The following is a 21,858-nucleotide window of genomic DNA, read 5'->3' as shown; positions in this document are numbered from 1 at the left end:
ACTCGCTACGAGTGAATGGCTAGTTCTTTCTCGGCGGGAATCCCACCCGCTATATGTTACGACCTAGGCTCGGTCGCTCCAGGAGTCTCGCACTTCCGCTCCAATCAACCCTGATAAAATTTGCATAAAAGATTTTCTAAAGAAAAACTGTTTATATCATTAAAAACCTGAAATATTATTATTAACTAGGAGGTATTACGTAATCCAGCTTGTCTTATTCACTAAACAATTTACATCTAAATTAAAACAGTACATTAGTTTCAAAACTGTAATACAAATATGGTATAAAATATTGTTGGCAGGGTATATCACTTTGTTAGTTAAGTGAGTATACGCGATATTACCAAGAAAAGGATAATGAGTGGTCCCATCGTAACGATGCTTATTGCTAGGATAATAAATAACCGTTTAATAGAGATGAAACCGTTTGTAACATACAATATTAGAACGTAAAGTGTAAAAGGCATCATCAAAAGTAATGCTGTGATGAAACCTGGTACATATTCCTTCAAGACGATAAACTGACCGATATGACTTAGACTGTTTATAAAAAGTAACCCGCAACATAAAATCGATAAGTATAAGGTTGCTTTCGTTTTTAGCCGATAGTCTAAATAAATGACCATAGTTACTGCTAATGTAAGCAAAATCATCGCAAGTGCAACTGTGTTAAATTGATATAGACTTTCCAAGAATTCGGGCATTTTGCTAAAACTAAAACTTGTAAACTCCATGACAAGCAGCTCTTCAAGATTATGAAAGGTAAACACGATAGGTAGCAGCCATAATAGTTGATAAGGGTTATGTTTCATATTTACACCTTTTTAGTTAGAATTTTTTAAGCTGTTTCTAAGCATCGGTGCTTTTTACTTAGTTGTTGTTTTATGTTGATTACAGCACGAGTATTCGCTTTCCGTTGAAGTCTCGCAATTATAGCTCTAAACATACAATCATTGTTACCGGTAAAAAGAAGACTAGTAAATAGTTTGACTTTATGATGACCAATTGTCGATTCACTCATAATCAATTTTATTGACACTCCAAACTACAAGATCCACTTTTTTACATCTCTTAACAAGTATAGCCTATTCCCATCCTGCATTTAAAGCAATAGTTATAAAGAATCTACTCAATATATAACACTACCTAGCAATCATCTTACGCAGTAATACCCATAAAAAAAGAGAGTGACACTTGCGATTTGAGTCACCCTCTTCCTAGTTATTTTCGTTAAACAGATTGCTTTTCCCGTTCTTCACGTTCTTCTTTTGTATAAATTAATCGCATCGGGTTTCCCCCGACAAATGAACCAGCAGGGACATCTTTATGGACGAGTGTACCGGCAGATACAATCGCTCCATCACCAATGTGGACGCCTGGTAATATCGTTGAATTCGCTCCAATCATAACTTCATTTCCGATTTGAACTTCACCAAGGCGATATTCCTTAATTAAATATTCATGAGCAAGAATCGTTGTGTTATAGCCAATGACTGTATTTTTGCCAACGGATATTTTTTCTGGAAACATGACATCGAGCATGACCATTAGGGCAAACGATGCCTGCTCACCAACCTTCATTCGTAAAAATGTCCGATACAGCCAATTTTTCATTGCTAGAAATGGTGTATAACGGGCGAGCTGAATGACGATAAAATTACGAACAACCTTCCAAAATGGCACTGTTTTGTACACATGCCATAATGAATTCGCTCCTTCAACAGGATATCTTGTCGTTCTGCGTGACATTATTCAGCTCCAACGATTGCGAGTAGATCACTCATCTTTTCTAATAAATAATCAGGTTTATGGCTTGCAATATATTCTCTACCTTTTATGCTCCAAGCAACACCTGCTGTTTGTGTTCCAGCGTTTTTTCCTGCTTCTATATCATGATGGTTATCCCCAACCATGATTGCCTCTTCCGGAGTTGAATCAAGCTGTTCCAACGCTTTCAAAATCGGCTCAGGATCTGGCTTTGCTTTCTCAACATCATCTAACGTGACAACAACATCGAAAAATTGGTCCAGTTTTGTTAGCTTTAGCCCCATATTAACGGTTGAACGGATTTTTGTTGTGACAATCCCAAGCTTAAACCCTTTTTCTTTAAGCGTTTGAATCGTCTCGAATACCGTTTCAAACTCAGTTACGAGCTTGTCGTGCTGTTCATGGTTAAATGTACGGTATACTTGTACCATTTCATCCATCTTCTCGGGATTAATACTCTCAAATGTCTCGTATAATGTTGGACCGATAAATGGCAGCACATCTTCTCGCTTATATTTACTCGGATAGTATTGATGAAGTGTGTGAAGAAACGATTCAATAATTAATTCGTTTGTATTAATTAATGTTCCATCTAAGTCAAATAATAGTGTATTAATTTTCATAAGTTGCTTCCTTTCTATGCGATACTTCTTCAACCTTACGCCAAATCGTGGCAACTGTTATCGTTAACAGTACTGCGACGGTTAAACGGATGATGAGCAGGGGAAGAACTGGAATGCCCAGTGGAATAAAAATCAACGTATCCTCGACAACTGCATGACAGGCAACTAAAAAGATAAAAGCTAATGTTAAGTCTTTATAGCTTACATTATCCTCTTTAACAGCTTGAATCATCACACCTGCACCAAACGCTAAACCAATTGTTAAGCCGGCAACTAATGTCATTGAAGTATTTTCTTTCATCCCTAGCATTCTCGTAACAGGTGCCATCCATTTCGTAAATGTTTTCAATAATCCGAAGTCTTTTAAAAACTGAATAATTATCATAAGTGGTATAACAATTAATGCTAGCTGGAACACACCTAGGCTTGCCTTTTGAATGGCAAACAAGGTAATTTCGAGCCAATTATCTGGTGTTGCGGTCTCTGTTGCAACAAGTCCATATTGTGCTTGTTCACTACCGCCTTGCCATACAAGGTTAACGATAACAGCAGAGCTTAAGGCTAGACCGAGTCTTACGATAAGGATTATCCAGAGCTTCAGACCAACCTTTACCGCTACTGAAGACTCAATCAGCAGATTATGTGAAAAGGATAGCATTAACGCTAAAATAAAAACCTCTTTGACAGTTAAATCAAGAGATAAAATTGCCCCTATACCTGCATAAAGGTTAAGGATATTCCCAATTACTAACGGAATTGCTGCTTCACCAGAAAGACCGAACACCCCCATAACAGGTGAAATGAGCTTAGCTAGCCAATCTAAAACTGGTGTATGCTGTAGCAAGCTGACAATTAACGTAATTGGGAAGATAACCTTTCCTAATGTCCATGTTGTATGAAGTCCTGCTTTAAGACCCGTTTTAATACTATTTTTCACTGGATGTTCTCGCTCCTCTAGTTGTTACATGTTGCAATTGTTTTTTACTGACTAACATCTAAATATCTATCTTTTGATAATCCTTTCATACGACGGTATATTAAGACACCGACTGCTATGACAATTAATACAATCGAGATTACCTGTGCGATCCGAAGACTTTCTGTCAGCATGAGACTATCAGTCCGCATACCTTCAATAAAGTAGCGGCCGACCGAATACCAAATAACATATGTTAAAAACAATTCTCCACGTCTAAAGTTAACTTTTCTAAGTAGAACTAACACAATAAAACCGACAATATTCCAAACTGATTCATATAAGAAGGTTGGATGGTAGTATTCACCGTTAATGTACATTTGGTTCACAATGAAATCCGGTAAATATAACCCTTCTAGAAACTCTCTCGTTACAGACGCACCATGTGCTTCCTGGTTCATAAAGTTTCCCCAGCGTCCGATACCTTGAGCAAGGATAATAGAAGGTGCTGCGATATCCGCAAGCTTCCAAAACGAAAGGTTTTTTACTCGTGCGTAAATTGCCCCTGTAATAAAGGCTGCGATAAGCCCACCGTGAATAGCTAATCCGCCATTCCATATTTTTATAATGTCTCCGGGATTTTGAGAATAGTAGTCCCATTGGAAAATAACATAATATAGTCTTGCACCGACGATTGCTGCTGGGATGGCAAATAAGACTAAATCGACAAATGTATCCTTATGCAATCCACGTCGTTCCCCTTCACGGATAACTAGTAATAATCCTAGTAAAGCACCTACACCAATAATGACACCATACCAATGAATCTGGATTGGCCCCAACTCAAGAAAAATTGGATTTAACGGTGTTAATTTTTCTTCCATTTCATCATCTCCCTTATTAGGACTTCTATTTTAACCCCTTCTGCCAAGGTCAAACTTTTTATGTATGAGGTACTACTTGGGAAGATTGATGCTTTACACACACTTCCTCTACATTGGTTGATCGGAATAAATGTGTAAATCTCTGCACGATAGGCGGGATGAGATTCTTAGATTGAAAACTAAGATAACTCCCCCGTAAGAAGCATCCAGCTACAGATGTCATCAAACACCAAAGTAATACAAAGGTCTATCTGTTTTTATGGCTCTTTTTAAAAGATTGCAGCTTAATTGTACTAACTTTATAAAGGGGACTCCTGCGGGATACGTGGGAGAGGTGAGACACCACAGGCGATAAAGCAGTAGAGGCTCACCACCAACCCCGCTGTTGCTAAGTACTGAGCAGAAATCAACCCAAGTCGACAATTACATAATAAGCAACATTGTTTACAAAAACAGACTTTTTATAAAATATTTTAGATAATTCTGGTATAAAAGATAGACCGGATTTATCTTTTACTTGAACTAAAACTCAGGGTCATTAACTGTTTCTATTCCTCTTCCCTGTCGCCATCTTCAATCACACCAGCAAGTTTATTCGTAAACTGCTCTGCTGCATTTACACCCATCCGTTTTAGACGATGGTTCATCGCAGCCACTTCAATGATGACTGATAAATTTCGACCAGGACGAACAGGGACGGTTAGCTTCGTGACATCTGTATCAATAATTCTCATTTTTTCCTCTTCAAGTCCTAAGCGATCATATTGTTTATTTTGATCCCATAATTCAAGGTTAATGACAAGCGTAATACGTTTAAAGCTACGTACCGCACCTGCACCGAATAGGGTCATGACATTTATAATTCCAAGACCACGGATTTCTAACAGATGTTCAATAAGCTCAGGTGCACTACCAATAAGTGTATCCTGGTCCTCTTGTCTGATTTCTACACAGTCATCGGCAACGAGTCGATGACCACGCTTGACAAGTTCAAGAGCTGTCTCACTCTTTCCGACACCGCTTTTCCCAATAATTAAGACACCAACACCATAAATATCAACTAATACACCATGTACAGCTGTTGTTGGTGCAAGCTTCCCTTCTAGGAAATTGGTGAGATGACTTGATAGTCTCGTCGTCTTCATAGGTGAACGTAACACAGGGACACCGAAACGATTAGAAGCATCGATTAATTCAGGAGGTGCTTCCATCTCTCTCGTGATAATAATTGCAGGAGTGATGTCTGTACAAAGCTCATCCATACGGTGCCGTCTCTCTTGTTCACTTAATTGCAAAAAGAACGAAACCTCCGTCTTACCAAGCAGTTGTACCCGTTCTTTAGGGTAATATGTAAAAAAACCAGCCATTTCAATTCCAGGACGTGAAATATCACTCGTCACAATCGGACGGTTAATCCCTTCTTCACCACTAACGACTTCAAGTTTAAACTTTTCAATTAAATCCTTTGTGCGAACTGTAGGCACGTTATATCCTCCTTTTAAACAAGGCATGTCCTTGTTATTATATTCCCATTTTTCATCATATAGAAGACTCCCTCTATATTTTAGCATTTGTCATGGACAATCCAAAATACTAAATTGATTTAAGTCATATTAAGTTAGTTATGTACTATGAAATTTTTAAAATCGATTCGCTACATTTAGATTCTTTTCTAAGAGAGTATTGTTCTATACTTACTATATTGGATTGATTCGAGTTAATAGTGAGATTTTGGGAGAGGTATGAATCATGCAGTTGTATACATCGGTATTAAAATAGTAAGCTACCTCTGCCTTGAGTACTAGCTCTGAAAGGCAAAGAAAAGGGAATTACGTTGAGTCCGCTGACAGATTTATCAGACGCTGTTAACCTAATGTTTATTAATCGACAGCCCCGTTACGATACAGACTCACCGCCTCCCCCGCTGTTGCTCTGAATACTGGAGTGGAAATCAACCGCAACCGACAACTAAATTAAGAATAACAATGGATTCGTACTGTTCACTATTATTCGTTAAGGCTGTTTTCGTAAACATTGTTGCTTTTAACTGAGTTGTCGTTTAGAGTTTGTCTCCGCTACAGTACTCAGCAATAGCGGGGTGGGTGGTGAGCCTCATAGCTCCTTGCGGCACGAACAAGCAAACTTCAGGTCACCTCCCTACGATAAGTCATCATCGATTCGCCATTCGGCTCATCGTGATTCCTAAATCTTTAGTCGATGCCCCTCCAGTTTGTACGTCGATGGGCAAGCCGCCTACGCCTTTCGTATTCCTCAGCGTAAACGCCTGCGGGGTCTCACCTCTCCCACGCATCCCGCAGGAGTCTCGCACTTTAAGCTCCAACAAACCCTTAAAAAGGTTAGTGCAAAAAGCCACAATCTTTTAGAAGAGAGCCTTCGTTAAAAACGATATAAATTTTTGAGAATATTTCCTTATCCATCTCGTTGTATTAATTGAAGGCGCCATACTACAAGGAAACCTTCCTACTATAAAAGGAGCGACAAACATGCGAGAACCGATAGAATACTATATTAAACGACTAAAAAAACAGAAGGAAGACGGCTTAGAGGCAATTGTTGATACGTATATGCCTTTTGTAAAAGCAATCGCAGAGAACATCCTATCAGGAAAGAACAGGTCGGCATTAGATGAATGTGTCAATGATGTCTTTTTATCCGTATGGCAAAACGCTAACAAATTTACAGGAGATGGACAAGACTTTAAAAAGTGGATCGGTATGATAACAAAATCTAAAGCTATTGACCTGTACCGACAATTAGAGAAACAGCAGGCCCGCCAACAAGATGATCGCGCACTTGAAAAGCTTTCCGGTGACCAAGATATTCAAACGAAGCTCATTCTTGCTGAGCAAAAAAACGAACTTTTATTTGAAATTAGTAAGCTTGATGAACTAGACCGCGAGATTATGATAATGAAGTATTTTTTAGAGCTTTCAAACCTCGAAATTGCCGAATCACTAGAATTAACAAAAGCTGCAGTCGATAACCGCCTGTACCGTGGCAAGAAAAAATTAGCATCGGCTATTACCTTAAAGGAGAGATTTGTATGAGAAAAATCAATGACTTACTCAATTTAGACATCGAGACGATTGAGCCTGTTGACGTTACACCATTTGAAAAAGCAAAACTGAAAAAACATGTAATGCAAAATAGTAGAAAGAAACATATGAATTTGTGGCGCTCTCTAACTGCAGCAGCAATCATTACAATTGGTTGTACAGCGACGGCTGGCTTCGCTTTTCCATCTGTAGCTTCACAAATCCCCTTTATGGAACATGTTATTAGTTATTTTAATGACGACAACAAATATGTTGGTTTTGAGCAATTCTCGACCGATATTGGTCTAGTTCAAACGAGCAATGGAGTTACAATGATGATTGACGATGCAGTTTATGACGGCACAACCGTAACGATTTCTTTTGCAATTGAATCAGAGAAAAATCTTGGTGAACAAGTAAAATTCCGAATGCCTCACAGACTAGATATTGGTAATGCATCAGGACTAGGCGGCTACACAAATATCGAAAAAATTAGCGATACACGCTATGTCGGAATCGCAAGTTATACACCAATTTTTGAAAGTGGTACGTCTCCAGAGCAGGTGCAAGTAAGCTGGAAGCCAACAACATTAATCGATTACAATAACACTCCTCAACTTGAAGGAGATTGGTCATTTGAATTTTCACTATCACGAATTACTGGCGAAACACAATTAGTGAATGAAGCAATTTCTAAAGATGGGGTTACACTCGTCATTCAATCAGTTGAACAAACCGGTTTATCCACTGTCATTAAGTACGAACAAACAATTAATGAAGCTGTAAATAAGAAGTGGGAAGATGTATCTCCGATTTTTACAATTACAGATGATTTAGGGAATCATTATGGAGCAGATGGTGGTGGGGCATCTTCAAAGGATCACGGCATCACCTACAACGGTACGCTTACAATTAACAAAGTTGACGAAAGGGCAACAAAGCTGTTTGTTGAACCGATCGCGATTCTTAGTAAATTATCAGGCAAAGGCCATGAACAATTACCTATGGAAACAATTGAAATCGAGTTGACTGAATAGTGGGAAGTTACTATTTGGTAATGCGTTATCAAAACTATTATTATTTGATGCTACAATAACTGTAATGAAGAAACGTTTCTGGTAGCATTTTAATATTTTTAGCCAATCCCTATAGGAAAGGGATGTGATGGTCCCTTTCCTTCCAGCTGCTTTCTTCATATATATCAACAAACTGAAATGAGGGATAGCATGGAAATAAACGAATTGATCTCGTTAACGAGCAAATATGGGTTAACAATTAAAGAAGAGTCAATCCATTTCAATGAATCTGGTTTAGATTTTCTTGTTGCGTTCGCCCATGATACGAATGATGTCGAATGGACACTGAGAATTCCGCGGCGCCCAGACGTTTTTGAACGTACAGGAGTAGAGAAAAATGTGCTTAACCTCATTTACAAGAAAGTCCCCTTTGAAACGCCATATTGGGAAATTTACGAAGAGGATTTAATCGCTTATAAAAAATTAAGCGGTGTCCCAGCCGGCACAATTGACCATAGCATCCAAAACTATGTTTGGGAATTAAACCATGAACAGATACCTGAACAATTTCACCAAAGTTTAGCGAACATCCTTGCTTCACTTCATACCTTTTCAAGCGAAGAGATAAAAAATGCCGGTCTCACCGTACATACTGCTGAAGAAGCAAGACAATCAATGAAAACCCGAATGGAAAAGGTAAAGCAAACATTTGGGGTAGGTGATTCTTTATGGAACAGATGGGAAACTTGGTTACAAAATGACTCCCTTTGGCCTGCACAAACAGGTCTCATTCACGGCGACGTTCATGCCGGCCACATTATGATTGACACAGATGAAAAAGCAATCGGCTTAATTGATTGGACTGAAGCGAAGCTAACTGACGTCTCTGTCGATTTCGTCTTTTATTATAAGGCTTTTGGTGAAGATGCACTTGATAAGCTTATTCATTATTATCATCAAGCAGACGGGCTATATTGGCCTGGAATGAAGGAGCATATTATCGAGCAGGATGCCGCATATGCAGTCGCCATTGCTGAATTTGCAATTATTTCCGGTGTAAAAGAGTATGAACAAATGGCAAAGGATGCCTTAGAAATTAAATAGTAAGAATGAAAAATTCACCGCTACTTTCCTAACGCTTTCTCCCTATATAAAAGGTGAAAACACATTTAGGGAGGATGTTAACAATGAAAATGATGATTGATGCAGGTCATGGCTTTGAAACACCTGGAAAACGTACTGTCGATGGTATGAGGGAATATGAATTTAACCGGGCAGTCGCAAATGAAATGAAGAGGTTATTGGCTGGTTATGAGAATGTTACAACAATGTTTTCTCATTCTGACCAAAAGGATGTTCCACTTTTAGAACGAACAAGGAAGGCAAATCAAGCAAATGTTGATGTATTTATTTCAATTCATGCGAATGCACATGGTAACGGGAAGGAATGGACTTCAGCCGAAGGAATCGAAACATTTGTGTACGAGTCAAAACCTAAAGAGGCACTAGGTCTTGCGAAAGCAGTCCAAGCAGAGCTCATCAAGCTCACTGGACGGAAGGACCGTGGTGTAAAAACTGCCAGCTTTCACGTTTTAAAAGCAACGAAAATGACTGCCATCCTTTGTGAATGCGGCTTTATGACGAATAAATTTGAGGCTAGCTTATTACGAACCCCTGGCTATCGAAACCTGTGTGCACTCGCAATCGTCAACGGACTTGCCACATACTACAAGCTAAAGAAAAAGCAGTCACATCAACCTTCTGCAAAAACCGTTTATCGCGTACAACTTGGTGCCTTTTTGAAAAAGGAAAATGCTGAAAAACTTGTGAGTAAGTTAAGGAAGCAAGGCTATGAAGCATTTATTGTTTCGTCAAATTGAGAAAATTGGGTGACTTCAACTAATTATCAGTCTCTACTACACACGTTAGAGAGGTGATAATTTTTGAGTCACCCTTCTTTTTTATTAATATCGGAATTAAGTTTTTTTCACAGTTTAACTTCATTCGCCTGGCGTGGGTGGCCTGAGTTATTAAAGAGCTAGTGTTCAGCAAGGTTTCTGCCTTGCCTTCAATCGTTCCATTTAACACCTAAACTTATTTATTCACCCCTACCTTTTGTTTCGGCAACTTTCGGTATATCGCTGCCTCAAAGTACGAAGTTGCAATCATTTTTTCAGTCCTGCTTACATCTATATCCATATTAAAAAGATCCTTATTCGGATATTCACTCGGATTGTAATAATAATATTCGTCCAAATATGGAGAATAGGTTTGCACATCGATTGAGTTTGTCTCCTCATCGATATGGAGAATTCGGATGAACCCATTTCCCCCATTTGCTGCCTTTTGATAATCTGCTAACAATTGATAAACTTTCCTGTCGGCAAGTCCATCTGCATTATCATCAAGCTCATCGACAAGCATTGCACTACCGTGAAAATGTCCAGACAAGACGGCAGCTACATTTTGATTAGGAACAACAACCTCTTGGAAGATTTGATTCCCTTTATGTGTTCGTGTTCCATTAGGCTGCAAATATTCGTGAAAAGATAGAAACGCAGTCCGGTCTGCATAGCGTGCCAATACGTTGTTCATCCAAGTTATTTCCTCTTTATTCATGTCTCCGCCCATATATATAAAAAGATAGTCTTTCCCATTAACCGATAGTAAATCATAATGTCCTCGGTTTTCATCATACGGTTCTCCATAGTAACGCTTTTTAGCAAACCGTTGTACACCGAAATACTTTTTATAAAGCTTAAACTTATCCCCTTCATCATGGTTCCCAGGGAGAACACCGTATGGGACATTTGCTACATCGAGAATGTTCATATACGTATCTGCATTGCGCCACTGCTTTTCATGATGTCCTTTATGAACAATATCACCTGTATGAAACACATATTTTATCTTCATTTCTGCTTTATTTTGTGCAATCCATTCGGTAATCGATTTAAATATAGCCGGATAATTTTGAGCGTAATATTGCGTATCAGACATCCAAACAAATGAATAGTCATAGGTCTTTGTCGGTACATTTACTTGGTCCTGTACTAAAACACTAATTTTATTTTTATGAAGAAATTCCCCTACTTTAACAGAAGCTTGCAACTGTATTTCAGATGACTGTGCGATCGTACTAGTTAAATCAAGCCATTGTTTTTTCTTATGGTTCCAGGCATACATCGTCACTTGGCGGCCAGGTAATGAGTTTCCTTGCCATGTGAATGTTATTCTGTCTGTACCGTATATTTGCTTATGAATTGGGATATCGAAGCGATGATATGGATGCTTTGTTAATGAACGAAGCTCGTTTGCTGTACTATTTTTTTGCAATAAAGAGAAGTACTTTTCTTTTGAAAATTCGCGCTCCCCTTTTGGGTGGTATCGCTTTGGCGGTTCTCTTTCGGTAATCTGTTCACTTACCTTTAAGCGATTAGATTGTGAAGTAATATGGTCAATTTGGTAGTAATCATTTGAGTGTGAGGGTACATCTGCTGCATAACTTACTTGAGCAGTCATAAAAAATAGTGTGATGAAGACAATTGAACGAAGTATGAATTGTTTTTTCATATAATCACCCACTATTAGTATGAACAATGCGATGTATTTTTACTAAAAAGGAGGAGATGTAAATCGATTAAATCTATTAACTTTTAAAAATCTCTCAACTTTCGTGGATAATTTCTCAACTTTTTAAGAAAATCTCCCAACTTTTGCGGAAAATCTCCCAACTTCATTAAAAAATCTGTCATTCGACAAATTTCGCCACTACCACTGCCGATGCCAATAAAAAAAGAGCAAGCTTCTCACTTCGCTCTTCTTCATTCATCCTTTTTCAATGGTTCAACAATTGCTTTTTGAATCATAAGATTGAGTAATGCGATTACGATGGCAGCTAGGAGTGCTGAGCCAAAGCCATCAATGTTAAATGCATCCCCCATCAACCCTTCCGTGATCATCAGTGTAATCGCATTGATGACGAACAGAAAGAAACCTAGTGTGAGGACAGTGACCGGTAACGTTAATAAAATGAGAAATGGTTTCACTAGTACATTTAAAATTGATAGAATAAAACTTGCTCCTATTGCCGCCCAGATCCCGCTTAAATAAAAGGAATCAAAAAATCCTGCTACTACGATTAGCATTAGCGCATTTACAAGAATACTTAAGACCCATCTTTTAATCATTGAACGATATCCTCTGTTGTAAACAATGAAGCTTTCATAGTATCATCCTTACGTATTTTGAATGGTAACTGAACCAACCTTCGTATCTGCAAATAAGGTTAAATTCGTATCTTCTGCAGTTCTAAACTTTACTTCTTTTTGAATCGTATCGCTTTTTTCGTACGTAATGTCTGCATTTTTTAATTCTACAGCTAACGTCCCTAAGTTCGATTTCAACTCTCCAACAACCTTTGTTTGTTCTGGTACTGAAATATCGATATTTCCGGTTGTTGTTTTTGCATAAATCGTTTCAGATTCTGAATCAGTTACTGTTAATTGCAGATTGCCATTGAAGCTTTGAGCATCTAGTTTTGTAGCAGTGCCATTAAATTGTATTAAACCTGTAATTGACTCAGCCTCGATTGTTTCATAGTGAGAATTTGTAAGCTTTATTTGACCACTTGCCGTTTCAAACTCGCCATTTTTTGCAGTAACCGCTGAGAACGAGACAACACCGTTTGCAGTTTTTGCTTTTACATTCTCTACTTGTAAATCTTCCCCGCGAATCGGCCCGTTAAACAGCTTGATTTTAATTTGTTCATACTTTTGTTCTGGGACAAAGAGACGAACGTTGATTTTCATTGTTTTTTTATCGGTATGGAGGATTAGTCTGTTTCCTTCTATTAAGCATTCAACTTCATGGATAAATTGATTTTTCGCTTGCTCCGTATTCTCTGCTCTGTAAAGCTTCGCATCACATTCAATCCGTACATCTTGTTCACTCCATGGTTGAAGGTTCACACTTCCATTAGGTATGTTAATATCGATATCTGTGAAATTTGCCTCTTGTAACTGATAAATATGTTGAATATCAATCGATTTACCGAAATTTAAGTCAAGGTCCATTTCCTTTACTTTTTTTACTGCCGTGTCAACCCAATCCATGAGCTTTGTGCCTATGGATGATTGCTTTTCTTGAAATTGCTTTGCTTTTTCTTCGTATTCTTTGTCTCCATATACTTTTGACGAAATTTCCTGATACTTTTCGTTTTTGGCTTTTTCATCACTCTCAAGTGCTTCTATTAAAGTTAACGCTTCTTCTGCAGATAACTTTCCTTCTTCAACAAGCTTTAAGATTCGTTGTCTCTGTTCTTTCATTTAACCGTCTCCTCACATGTAATCTTTTATTTCCTTCATTGTGCCTCTAAAATATATATGAGCGTAGACTGATACTCATCCCTACAATGAGATTCTCGGTGTTATGGTGCATTTTTTCATTTTTAGTACTATTTGATATACGTTTGAAATGTCTTAAAAGTTTCATTTAATTGGAAATTTATATTACTCCTTATAACGAGAAACTGCCCCTTATACTCAATCAATAACAACAATTTCCAGGAGAAACACCTGAAAAAGGGCAAAAAAATTCCCACAAATACAAATTATGTAATGTGGGTTTGACATTTGTTTTTTCTCTTTCCTTCGCAAGCTTCTTCATTGTACAGGTTAATCAATACATCTAATATCATGCTTAAACGCATTGCTTCTTTTGATTGATACCCATAATCTTTGCTTACTTTAAATAACTTCATCCGAGTCGGTTCAATTAGTGTTGTTTGAAGATAATCTCTTTCCATCGCTAACCCCTTCTAATAGAACTTCCATATTATTTTATTTCCAGTTACAAGGAAGGTCAATGAAAAATTGTTGAAAATTGATAAAATTTGTATACATATGACAAAAATTGTACAACTTCAGGTAATACTGTCATTTTACACAGCATATTAATTATTCCCTTAATACATTAACAGTAGTCCATCTAAATCAAGTATCTTCAATCTTTTGTTGCTTATTCTTATGATAAAGCCTTGTTCTTCAAAATTTTTTAATGCTCGACTAATTGTTTCAGGGGTTGTACCGAGATAGGATGCTATGTCTTTTTTGCTGATTGGCAGTTCTATCTCCTCATTATCTTCTTCGATGCATTCAGTAAGGAAGTGAGCAAGTCTTGTTTCAACCTTTTCCGTTGTGAAGCGTGTTGTTTGTTTTTCAGAGACTTCTAATCGATTAGCAAACTCTTCTAGAATTTTTATTGAAATCGATGGGTATTTCAAAAGTAAGTTTTGTAAATCTGATTTATGAATGAAACAAACCTGGGTATCAACCATCGCTTCTGCATAGTTTTTCTGTGTAGAATGTTGAAATAATGCTAATTCCCCTGTGAAATCACCTCGACCTAGAATCCGTACGAGCTGTTCTTTACCCGCTTCTGATAGGTGATAGATTTTCATTTTCCCTTTATTTACAATATATAATGCTTCTGTTTTTTCTTCAGGATGAAACAGGAGTTCACCTTTTTTATATGTGCCTGATTGGACGAGCTTCATCATGTCTGTCATTTGCTCCGGCTCTAAGTGATTAAATATTGGTACATGTGTCACACATGCAGAATGTGAACAAATATGATGTTGAGTCAACTTGCTTTCCCTCCTAGTCCTGAATTTTTAAGCTTTAGGCTGTTTTTTTCTCTTCAATAGTCTCATTGCGTTAAGGATAACTAGTAGTACACTTGCCTCGTGAATAAACATACCTGATGCAAGGTGGACGTTCCCATTTAGAACACCAATTAGTAGGATGATCACTATTGCTACAGCGAAGAACGTATTTTGCTTCATATTGCGAATCGTTGCCTTTGAAATCAAATATGCATGTGCTAATTGCTCAAGTTTATCAGCCATGAGAACAACATCCGCAGTTTCCATTGAGATGTCCGTGCCGCCTTTCCCCATCGCCACTCCGATATGTGCAGCTGCTATTGCTGGAGCATCGTTAATTCCGTCCCCTGCCATTGCGACGATATGTCCATCCTGTTTGAATTTATTTATATATTCAAGCTTTTCATGTGGTAATAATTGCGCGTAATACTCCTCTATACCTAATGTTGCAGATACGAGCTTCGCAGTATGCTTATTATCACCAGTTAGCATAATAAAGCGTTTAATTCCTATTTTCCTCATTGTATTTATAGCTGCTTGAGCATCCTCTCGAATTTCATCAGCAATAGAAATGATTGCCGCTATTTTACCATTAATTGCGATATAAATTGCTGTATTTCCTAACATTTCTCGCATAGTGGCAATTTCACTCATATGATCTGTTAGCATAATATGATTGGCTTCCATTAGTTTCCGATTACCGATAAAGAGTGTTTTTCCTTCAACGTTTGCACGAAGTCCATATCCCTTGATGATTTCACCTTCTTCAAGTTTATGCTGTAACGGAAGATTTCTTCGTTTTGCTTCTTTAACAATTGTTTGGCCGAGATGGTGCTCTGACCTTTGTTCAGCTTGTGCAACAATTGTTAACAACTCGTACTCTTCCATAGGTTGGAAAAGGTCAATACTTGTTATAGCCGGTTGCCCTTTCGTAAGTGTTCCTGTTTTATCAAATACAATCGTATTTACTTTTGAAAAGGTCTCCATTACCTCGCCACCTTTTAAAAGGACACCATGTTTTGCTGCACTGCCAATACCAGCAACATTTGATACGGGAGCACCAATGACTAGCGCACCAGGACAAGCAATCACAAGAAAGGTTATCGCTGTGTGGAAATTTTTCGTCATGAAATATACGATAATCGCAATCAAGACAACTGCTGGTGTATAAAACTGTGCAAAGTTCGTTAAAAACTTCTCGGTTTTCGTTTTCGATTCCTGTGCCTCTTCAACTAATTCAATAATTTTCGCAAATGTCGTATCATCGCCAACTTTTTCGGCGACAAGTTCAATATAACCATTATCAACAACGGTGCCACTATAAACTGGACTACTTATTTTTTTCATAACGGGAATGGATTCCCCTGTTATCGTTGCTTCATTTATTGCTCCATCACCTGAACTTATCGTGCCATCCACTGGTATTTTCCCACCTGAATGAACAATAACATGGTCACCGACAATCACTTCTTCTACTGGTATCGTAACCTTTACACCACCTCTGATGACAGTTGCTTCTTGTGGTGCTGATTCGACTAGGTCCTTTAAAGAAGAACGAGTTTTCGCAAGTGTACGTGCTTCGAGATAATCCCCGAATAAAAATAGAAATGTGACAACAGAGGATTCGATATATTCATGAATAAATAATGCACCAATGACTGCGATTGTAACTAAAACTTCAATGCTAAATATCCTCAGTCGTAATGAATGAAAAGCCTTAATCGCAATTGGCACACCGGCAATCACCGTTGCTGCAATAAGCGTGACAGCTTTCAGTATATCGAGACCTATAAATCCGGCACTAATACCCGCCATGATGAATAGAAATGAGATAGCAGTAAGTCTATTTTTATATTCTTTTACTAGTTGGTTCATCGTGATCCCTCCTTTGTTAGGTTCATTGTATCTCCTATTCACTTTGGAAAAATTGACCGATATCAAGTTTTATCATTTATTTTTTATGGAGTAATCTCATAGAGGTTATGAGATGCTAGTATTTAATAAAGGCTCTTTTCTAAAAGATTGTGGCTTTTTGCACTAACCTTTTTAAGGGTTTGTTGGAGCTTAAAGTGCGAGACTCCTGCGGGATGCGTGGGAGAGGTGAGACGTGAGCAGGCGTTTACGCTGAGGAATACGAAAAGCGTAGGCGGCTTGCCCATCGACGTACAAACTGGAGGGGCATCGACTAAGACCAAAGGAATCACGATGAGCCGATGGCGAATCGATGATGACTTATCGTAGGGAGGTGACCTGAAGTTTGCTTGTTCGTGCCGCAAGGAGCTATGAGGCTCACCACCCACCCCGCTACCCGTGAGTACTGCAAGAGGAGACAAACCCTAAACGACAACTCAGTTAAAAGCAACAATGTTTACGAAAACAGCCTTAATAAAAAACAGTAATATGCGGAAAACATATTATGAATAACTTTATGTAGAAGTTTATTAGACAGAGTTCTTTGTTGTACGTATGTTGATGAGGGGTGAATAATAAACTGTTGTGGGATGAGTAGGAGAGGATAGAGTCTTATGCTTATTTCATAATCGGCTTTATAGAACCGATGAATAACAAAAATTCGCGAAGACTGAAACTAATTCGGCTTCATAAGTCAAATGAAAAACAAAATGTAATGAAGCCAGAATTAGATTCGTCTTCTTAACTTAGATGCAGATTTTAGTTCGGAGTGCTTAAAGTAAAAGCCTATTATCGAAACCCTCATTTATTTTGCTACTTTAGAAGAGAGGACATCGTAACCTAACTTTTGTATTGTTTCCTTCAGTTGGCTGTCGCTAATATGTTCATTGTCATAGACTGTTTTCACTTTACTTGAATTAAATAAAACTCTAGTAGATTCAACCCCATGTAGTTTTGTAAGACCTGTTTCTATTTTTTTAATACATGACGGGCATGTTAAAGGTTCTAGCTGGAATACTGCCTGTGCCATACTCAATTCCTCCTTTATATTTATTGCTTTGCTTCTAGTTTGTTCTAGAAGTTATCTTTATTATATAAACGACTCTGCTTTGAAAAATTGATGAGGATCAAGTTTCAAATATTAATGTTCAAAGCCCAGATGTGTATAAGATTACTTTTTCTTTCTCATATTAATCTTAGGTTATATAAAGGTAATTAAGGAGTTGGATAAATGGATACGGCGCTTTTATTAGAGTATTTATGGGTTTTAATTGTTTTAATCGGTCTTGAAGGGATTTTAGCTGCTGACAATGCCTTAGTTATGGCGATAATGGTCAAACATTTACCAGATGAGCAAAGGAAGAAAGCACTCTTTTATGGACTAGCTGGTGCTTTTGTATTTCGATTTGGCTCACTGTTCATCATTTCCTTCCTCGTTGATGTTTGGCAAGTACAGGCGATCGGTTCCTTGTATTTACTTTTCATTTCAATTAATCATCTTGTGAAAAAGTTTGTGCTTCGTAAAGGAGAACACAAAAAAACCGGAGCAACGGAGCAAGGCTCAGGCTTTTGGATAACAGTCCTTAAAGTTGAATTGGCTGACTTAGCATTTGCGGTTGATGCAATCTTAGCAGCAGTTGCCTTTGCAGTTGCCCTACCCGAAACACCATTACCACATATTGGAGGGTTAGATGGTGGCCAATTTTTAGTTATTTTGGCAGGTGGCATTATTGGATTGGTCATTATGAGGTTTGCTGCAAATTTGTTTGTTGGGATTCTGCAAAGAAAACCTGGGCTTGAGACAGCAGCCTTTCTAATCGTAGGTTGGGTCGGGGTTAAATTAGCAATCTACACTCTAGCTCATCCAGATTTAGGCTATCTACCAAAGGAATTTCCTAAATCTACTGGGTGGAAGCTGTCATTTTGGGCTGTATTGCTAGCAATTGCTGTATTAGGGTGGTTTTTATCGAAGGAAAAGACTGTTGAAGAGAAATAAATATAATTTGGTGATTCGCCAGAGGTTACTGTTTAATTCAGTAAGTATATAGAAAAAATTGCGACTTTCTGTAAAACATTTTGATGATGAAGGGATGATTTTCTCTCCTAATTCAGGATCTAACTCCCACTCTATATTTAGTGAATTGATCGAAAAGACCTACATATTTAACATTGTGTAGGTCTTGCATTTCTTAGTTTCATTTTATGTACGTAACCAGCACTACCTCTATGTATTTCATCAAACGATTGTACTGCGATTAACTTGGTCATGGAGTATTTTCATATTTTTCAAGATGCCTTTTGATAATTCACCTAGCATATCAATTGATAAAGAATTATTATGTTCTAATTGTTTAGTAATATCTTTAAATAGTAATTCCATATCCTCAAGAATGGCCATTCCTGCTAAGTTGTACAGGTGAATGTGATGATAATTAGAGTCTTTAAACAATGCACTATCTACAAGGCTTAAAATTATGTGCTAGCGTTGGAAAGTTGACAATCAGACGACTAATTCCATCGTGTATTCCTTCAATTGTTAATCTAACTTCTTCAAGAGGGCTTAATGCACTGTTTACATAGCTTTTGATTTTTTCATCATAATTCGTAAACAAACTTACTATTTTGCCTGGGAGATTCCCATGAAGTAGTGAGACGGTCAATCCTTTTACAGATTTGTTGATTAGTTCGAGTGCAGTTTCAACTAAAGAAAGGGTGAATTTTATGTTAGTTAGATGAGGTAAAAGCTTTAGTTGTACTGAATGCGTGAAGATGCCATAAACAAAGTCCAGATGCATTTCCTTAAATTTCATTCCATCGGGTAGGTACGCAGATTCTTCCATTGTGTATAGTTTTGATTGGTTAGCCTTCCCAATCGTTGTTTCAGTTGACTTCCCATTTTCTATTGCATGCGCAATCGATCTGTCCGCTTGTTCAAAATGGTCTGCGGTATTATTCACTTCCTTAGCAAAATTAATTACTTGCTCCAACATCGTGTCTTTATTTTTCATAAGAATATGGTAATGTGCTTCAAGCTCTCTAACGACAGCATCTTCCCAACTATTAGTTCCACCTACAAATAATTCAGTAACCCCATCAGTTATAATTGTTTTTAGAGTATTTGAAAGCTGTCCCACATCTTCCTTTAAATTCTCTAAATGATTTCGTGCTGTAACGAAAACAGATTCGACACTGATATCCTGATTAAGAATGTGTTCAAGCAGCTCTGCTGGAGGAGAATTCAAGATAGAATTTAATGACTGACAATTCGATTCTGCTTGATTTAGCAACGCTTGGAGTGCATGTATTTCTAAGATTAATAGATTTCCAACCGAAGTTAACCCCATGAATAATCGATTACCTGCTAATTGGTCAAAAAGGTCTTCAAATATTTGCTGTAGCTTATCAACACGTTCATAAAACTGCCGGCTTTCTTCCTCAACAATATTATTCGAATTCTCTAAATAATTCCCTGACCTTTGTATTTTTACAGCAACATCCTCAGACAATGCATTTGCTAACATATAAAGATGATCTTTGTCCATGATGATTTTCCTCGAGCTTCCCCCACCATGAAGAGATTCCCCTGTCCAAATACTAGTAATGACATGTGAATCTGCATCAACATGGATTACGTCATCACCAATTTGATAATACTGCCGACCATCACTCTCTCGTAAATACCCTGTATGGTTTGTTGAAAGCTTATCAAATTCAGGAATTCCGTTATTAATACGATGCTGCACTCCAGGAATTCGATTTCCTAATCCTAATGAGGTTTCTGTTGTTGTCAAAACATCGTAAGCACTAAAATAGTTTGTAATATTTTCAAATTTCTGTGTTTCATCAATCATACCACCTGGTAAAATAGCTGGATAGCGTTACCGCTTTAACGTCAGGATGTTCCACTGCAACCGAATTCGTCAGACCACCGCCAAGAGAATTTCCCGTAATAGAGGAGATTTCCCCATATTCCTTTTCCATATTATTAAAATATTTACGAGCAGCTTTAATTTGTTCCGGTGTTAATTTGCTAAGAAGTTGAACATCCGTAATGAGGTCTTGCATGCCGTTTACTGCCTCAATGTCTGTGCCGACGTAGATGATGGTGTATTCGTTAGAAATCAAGTTTTGCACTGTAAGAGCATCTAATCCTGTTTCGTGCTCAAATATGGTGTTTACCACAACAAATTGCTTACTGTTAACAGTTATAATTGTCTCTTCGTCTGGATATAAATATGCATGATACCCTGCAAGTTCAACTAAATCAGTATCTAATGTAAAATCAACTTTCCTAACCAATTCTTTATTTTTTAACGTATCTCTCAACTTTCCACTCACCAACCTTACTCTCTTATAATATAATTTGGATGGGCTCTTTTTATTGTATTTTCCTTTGTAGCTGTATCAGTAATCTTATCTATGAAATTATCATGGAGATAAACACTATATGAGCCCTTCGGTATACTATCTAATGATTCAATATCTTGAGCTACTTCACTTAAAAGTTCCGTACTAGGCTGTTTATACTTATCACGCATAAATAAGTGGATAGTAATTTTTAAATATTTAGTTGAAAATTCATTTTCCTCAAATGTGTTTCTTAATTCTGCTACTGAAATATTTGGATTATCAATATATGACTGATACATTTTCTTCAAAGCAACATCATACGAAGACACTGTAATATAGTAATAAGGTGTCATATAACCTATACCACCAACATTCTCCAATGATTCCTTAGTCTTCCCGACTACTTCTCCCTTACTCTCTAAATCTATAAAATAAGAATCTAAGCGGTCAAACTCATTAATATATATTTGATGATACAAGCCACTCATTATCGCATGCTCAACTTGCCCTTCCTGTGTAAAAACATTATCAAGCTTTACTTCTTTCTTTTGTATATCTATCGGCACAACTGCGTATGTATAAAAATGCGGTTCCCCCACCGATTCCACAAACACTGTTGCTGCATCCTGCGAGCCTACTACATTATGTACTTTTACTTCTGTTTTATAAGT

Annotated in this window: 25 protein-coding genes; 6 read left to right on the top strand and 19 right to left on the bottom strand. The window is 37.6% G+C overall.

What is annotated here, in order from left to right; genetic code table 11:
* Positions 1–320: 320 nt before the first annotated feature.
* The 8 genes from J2S19_RS22735 to J2S19_RS22700 form a co-directional block, all read right to left on the bottom strand.
* The gene (locus J2S19_RS22735) at positions 321–812 is read right to left on the bottom strand and encodes an HXXEE domain-containing protein (protein ID WP_307346923.1); all 492 of its coding nucleotides are present in this window, start codon (positions 810–812) and stop codon (positions 321–323) included.
* A gap of 26 nt (positions 813–838) precedes the next feature.
* Positions 839–1,027 (bottom strand): hypothetical protein, encoded by a 189-nt coding sequence (locus J2S19_RS22730; RefSeq protein WP_307346920.1) that lies wholly within the window; start codon positions 1,025–1,027, stop codon positions 839–841.
* 203 nt (positions 1,028–1,230) lie between these two features.
* Complete coding sequence (locus tag J2S19_RS22725) at positions 1,231–1,749, bottom strand: acyltransferase (protein ID WP_307346917.1); 519 nt, start codon at positions 1,747–1,749, stop codon at positions 1,231–1,233.
* Entirely contained in the window at positions 1,749–2,390 is a 642-nt protein-coding gene (ppaX, locus tag J2S19_RS22720) for a pyrophosphatase PpaX (RefSeq protein ID WP_307346914.1), read from the bottom strand. Before ppaX ends, J2S19_RS22725 begins: the two co-directional genes overlap by 1 nt.
* Entirely contained in the window at positions 2,380–3,327 is a 948-nt protein-coding gene (locus J2S19_RS22715) for a nucleoside recognition domain-containing protein (RefSeq protein ID WP_307346912.1), read from the bottom strand. Before J2S19_RS22715 ends, ppaX begins: the two co-directional genes overlap by 11 nt.
* A 44-nt stretch (positions 3,328–3,371) precedes the next feature.
* A complete protein-coding gene (lgt, locus tag J2S19_RS22710; protein ID WP_307346910.1) occupies positions 3,372–4,190 on the bottom strand; it encodes a prolipoprotein diacylglyceryl transferase in 819 nt (272 codons plus the stop codon).
* 548 nt (positions 4,191–4,738) lie between these two features.
* Entirely contained in the window at positions 4,739–5,674 is a 936-nt protein-coding gene (gene hprK / locus J2S19_RS22705; RefSeq protein ID WP_307346907.1) for an HPr(Ser) kinase/phosphatase, read from the bottom strand.
* 686 nt (positions 5,675–6,360) lie between these two features.
* Complete coding sequence (locus J2S19_RS22700) at positions 6,361–6,501, bottom strand: hypothetical protein (protein ID WP_307346904.1); 141 nt, start codon at positions 6,499–6,501, stop codon at positions 6,361–6,363.
* Between the two features lie 193 nt (positions 6,502–6,694).
* Between J2S19_RS22700 and J2S19_RS22695 the strand changes: the two genes are divergently transcribed.
* The 4 genes from J2S19_RS22695 to J2S19_RS22680 all read left to right on the top strand — a co-directional run bounded on the left by J2S19_RS22695 (position 6,695) and on the right by J2S19_RS22680 (position 10,142).
* Entirely contained in the window at positions 6,695–7,258 is a 564-nt protein-coding gene (locus J2S19_RS22695) for a sigma-70 family RNA polymerase sigma factor (protein ID WP_307346902.1), read from the top strand.
* Positions 7,255–8,283: a DUF4179 domain-containing protein gene (locus J2S19_RS22690; RefSeq protein WP_307346899.1), complete on the top strand. Its 1,029-nt coding sequence runs from the start codon at positions 7,255–7,257 to the stop codon at positions 8,281–8,283. The genes J2S19_RS22695 and J2S19_RS22690 overlap by 4 nt, the downstream gene beginning before the upstream one ends.
* A 177-nt stretch (positions 8,284–8,460) precedes the next feature.
* Positions 8,461–9,366 carry a macrolide 2'-phosphotransferase gene (locus J2S19_RS22685; protein WP_307346896.1) on the top strand — a complete coding sequence of 302 codons (906 nt, stop codon included), beginning with the start codon at positions 8,461–8,463 and terminating at the stop codon, positions 9,364–9,366.
* An 83-nt stretch (positions 9,367–9,449) separates the two neighbouring features.
* The gene (locus J2S19_RS22680) at positions 9,450–10,142 is read left to right on the top strand and encodes an N-acetylmuramoyl-L-alanine amidase (protein WP_307346894.1); all 693 of its coding nucleotides are present in this window, start codon (positions 9,450–9,452) and stop codon (positions 10,140–10,142) included.
* Positions 10,143–10,356: 214 nt separating this feature from the next.
* Here J2S19_RS22680 and J2S19_RS22675 read toward each other — a convergent pair whose 3' ends face one another.
* From J2S19_RS22675 to J2S19_RS22650, 6 genes are all read right to left on the bottom strand, one after another.
* Positions 10,357–11,835 carry a metallophosphoesterase gene (locus J2S19_RS22675; protein WP_307346891.1) on the bottom strand — a complete coding sequence of 493 codons (1,479 nt, stop codon included), beginning with the start codon at positions 11,833–11,835 and terminating at the stop codon, positions 10,357–10,359.
* A 251-nt stretch (positions 11,836–12,086) separates the two neighbouring features.
* The gene (locus tag J2S19_RS22670; protein WP_307346888.1) at positions 12,087–12,452 is read right to left on the bottom strand and encodes a phage holin family protein; all 366 of its coding nucleotides are present in this window, start codon (positions 12,450–12,452) and stop codon (positions 12,087–12,089) included.
* Positions 12,453–12,500: 48 nt separating this feature from the next.
* The gene (locus J2S19_RS22665) at positions 12,501–13,589 is read right to left on the bottom strand and encodes a DUF4097 family beta strand repeat-containing protein (protein ID WP_307346886.1); all 1,089 of its coding nucleotides are present in this window, start codon (positions 13,587–13,589) and stop codon (positions 12,501–12,503) included.
* A gap of 284 nt (positions 13,590–13,873) precedes the next feature.
* Positions 13,874–14,068 (bottom strand): aspartyl-phosphate phosphatase Spo0E family protein, encoded by a 195-nt coding sequence (locus tag J2S19_RS22660; RefSeq protein WP_307346884.1) that lies wholly within the window; start codon positions 14,066–14,068, stop codon positions 13,874–13,876.
* A gap of 159 nt (positions 14,069–14,227) precedes the next feature.
* Positions 14,228–14,908 carry a Crp/Fnr family transcriptional regulator gene (locus J2S19_RS22655; protein ID WP_307346881.1) on the bottom strand — a complete coding sequence of 227 codons (681 nt, stop codon included), beginning with the start codon at positions 14,906–14,908 and terminating at the stop codon, positions 14,228–14,230.
* A 27-nt stretch (positions 14,909–14,935) separates the two neighbouring features.
* Positions 14,936–16,801, bottom strand: coding sequence for a heavy metal translocating P-type ATPase (locus J2S19_RS22650; protein ID WP_307346878.1), 1,866 nt, complete (start codon positions 16,799–16,801; stop codon positions 14,936–14,938).
* Between the two features lie 225 nt (positions 16,802–17,026).
* On the opposite strand from J2S19_RS22650, the gene J2S19_RS22645 reads away from it, so the two are divergent.
* A complete protein-coding gene (locus J2S19_RS22645; protein ID WP_307346876.1) occupies positions 17,027–17,167 on the top strand; it encodes a hypothetical protein in 141 nt (46 codons plus the stop codon).
* 475 nt (positions 17,168–17,642) lie between these two features.
* Here J2S19_RS22645 and J2S19_RS22640 read toward each other — a convergent pair whose 3' ends face one another.
* A complete protein-coding gene (locus J2S19_RS22640; protein WP_307346874.1) occupies positions 17,643–17,867 on the bottom strand; it encodes a heavy-metal-associated domain-containing protein in 225 nt (74 codons plus the stop codon).
* Positions 17,868–18,068: 201 nt separating this feature from the next.
* On the opposite strand from J2S19_RS22640, the gene J2S19_RS22635 reads away from it, so the two are divergent.
* Positions 18,069–18,833, top strand: coding sequence for a TerC family protein (locus J2S19_RS22635; protein ID WP_307346873.1), 765 nt, complete (start codon positions 18,069–18,071; stop codon positions 18,831–18,833).
* 240 nt (positions 18,834–19,073) lie between these two features.
* Here the strand turns inward: J2S19_RS22635 and J2S19_RS22630 are convergent, their stop codons facing one another.
* The 4 genes from J2S19_RS22630 to J2S19_RS22615 all read right to left on the bottom strand — a co-directional run.
* A complete protein-coding gene (locus tag J2S19_RS22630; protein ID WP_307346870.1) occupies positions 19,074–19,286 on the bottom strand; it encodes a hypothetical protein in 213 nt (70 codons plus the stop codon).
* 4 nt (positions 19,287–19,290) lie between these two features.
* Positions 19,291–20,688 carry an SA1320 family protein gene (locus J2S19_RS22625; protein ID WP_307346868.1) on the bottom strand — a complete coding sequence of 466 codons (1,398 nt, stop codon included), beginning with the start codon at positions 20,686–20,688 and terminating at the stop codon, positions 19,291–19,293.
* Positions 20,681–21,175, bottom strand: coding sequence for a Tle-like phospholipase domain-containing protein (locus J2S19_RS22620; protein WP_307346866.1), 495 nt, complete (start codon positions 21,173–21,175; stop codon positions 20,681–20,683). The genes J2S19_RS22625 and J2S19_RS22620 overlap by 8 nt, the downstream gene beginning before the upstream one ends.
* 5 nt (positions 21,176–21,180) lie before the next feature.
* Positions 21,181–21,858: DUF1672 family protein (locus J2S19_RS22615; RefSeq protein ID WP_307346864.1), on the bottom strand; the 678-nt coding region annotated here is incomplete at its 5' end.

It is taken from the genome of Metabacillus malikii (genome assembly GCF_030813355.1).
GTDB lineage: Bacteria > Bacillota > Bacilli > Bacillales > Bacillaceae > Metabacillus > Metabacillus malikii.
This window is presented reverse-complemented; position numbering and strand designations above follow the sequence as displayed.